Origin of the sequence: Taishania pollutisoli, from assembly GCF_014518315.1 — a bacterium.
Classification (GTDB): Bacteria; Bacteroidota; Bacteroidia; order Flavobacteriales_D; family Crocinitomicaceae; genus Taishania; species Taishania pollutisoli.
In genome coordinates, this window is sequence record NZ_JACVEL010000034.1 from 1 (window position 1) to 1,659 (window position 1,659).

Annotated in this window: 2 protein-coding genes; both read left to right on the forward strand. The window is 38.3% G+C overall.

The window, feature by feature from the left end:
- A partial coding sequence (locus H9Y05_RS16135; RefSeq protein ID WP_216714895.1) for a T9SS type A sorting domain-containing protein occupies positions 1–851 on the forward strand: 851 nt, incomplete at its 5' end.
- A partial coding sequence (locus H9Y05_RS16140; protein ID WP_216714896.1) for a hypothetical protein occupies positions 848–1,659 on the forward strand: 812 nt, incomplete at its 3' end. The genes H9Y05_RS16135 and H9Y05_RS16140, both read left to right, overlap by 4 nt.

Here is a 1,659-nt window from a genome sequence, read left to right on the forward strand (position 1 = left end):
TCATTCACCCGCAATCAGCACCGACGCAGATTGAACTTGTTGAACACGATACCATTCACATTTATTTGGATGACCCGCTTTATGCGGACAGAAATGGACCAATTGGAAATAATTTTTTATCTGTATTGAATAGAACGTACAAAGTAGAAAAACGAAAGTACCGATTGACCTATGATTTTTCTCAGTACCTGCAGCTACCACAAAGCTCATCAGCTGTTGAATTGCTGGATGTGTGGGTGCGACACAGTCAGACGAATTCATTGCGGGAATTGCAAGATACCATTGATCAGGAGAACGCACCTTTCTTTATTGACACCTTTAAACTGGAGCCAGATGCCGATATAGTTAATTTTGATCCTGTATCACATACAATCACTTTAGAAGGATGCTATTATCAGTTTTTAGGGTACTACGATATGTATGGTATTGACTTTAATGCCGAATTTGTAAGTGTTAATTTTTGGTATCCCATCAACCCCAACCTACAGACACCCAAAATGGCATACAGTATCTACCTGTACGACAGTCTGGCAACAGGGATTGATTTTCCGTGCTATGCTGACAATCCTCTGGTAGATGAATCTGTTTCGGTCAATTTATTGGATCAGGAAGATGATTTGTCAGTTTTTCCGAACCCTGGGACCCATCAATTGACGGTAGCAACCAATTCAACGAATTTAATGGATTACTTGCAAATAACTGATCTTTCCGGCAGGCTTATTCTGGAAAAGTCAATACAACAAGAGAGCTTTGTGCGTATTGACACCGAAGCATTGCAGGCAGGAGTCTATACCATCAGCATTCAATTGGACAACAACAAAGTACTCACAAAAAAATGGATCAAGTTATGAAAAGTTTTATTCTTCTTTTACTGGTTATATCTATAGGCATATTCTATAGTTGCGCACAAGAATGGAAAAAGTATCATAGAGATGATTTAGGTTTTTCATACGCATTGACAGATCCCGATTACATTACAACTCCCGGACGACATTTTCGAATCAATCCGTACGACAATTCCTTATGGATGACTTCACAATATGCTATTCAAACGATTGCATCAGATGGAGCAAAGCAATTTTTTCACTTTAGCAATACTCCAATTCTTGTTCCTCCATATCGGTTTGTCACCTTTGAGTTTTTTCCAGATCAAGTTTTTATCCTTGATGAATATAATGGAATCTATTTATATGAAAACGAGGCAATATCATTGATGTATTCTTCTTCCGGATTATTTAACGGGATCGCTACCCAGGCTGATACATTATATATACTACGAGAAAATAATCCCATGGTCAAATGGACGGATCAAAATTTATTTTATTTATTTAACGGATACGATGCAGGTAGAATTATTGTAAAAAACAATCGTTTTTGGTTAGCAAATACATTTGGTAATGTGGGGCTTTATTTACGAGATGAATTAGGTAATTCTATTAGTTATGATACTTCTTTAAGAATGGACAATGGTAATTATGACTTCAAATTCTCACCGCACCATGACACACTCTACGTTGCGGGTAACAAAGGATTGTCCCTGTTGCACAACCTCGCATTTTTTGACAGCATTGCACCGGACAACACCACCAACATGCCACCGGGAGTCATCCTCGATTTTGAATTTGATGCCGACGACAACATTTGGGCATTGTTCGGTTC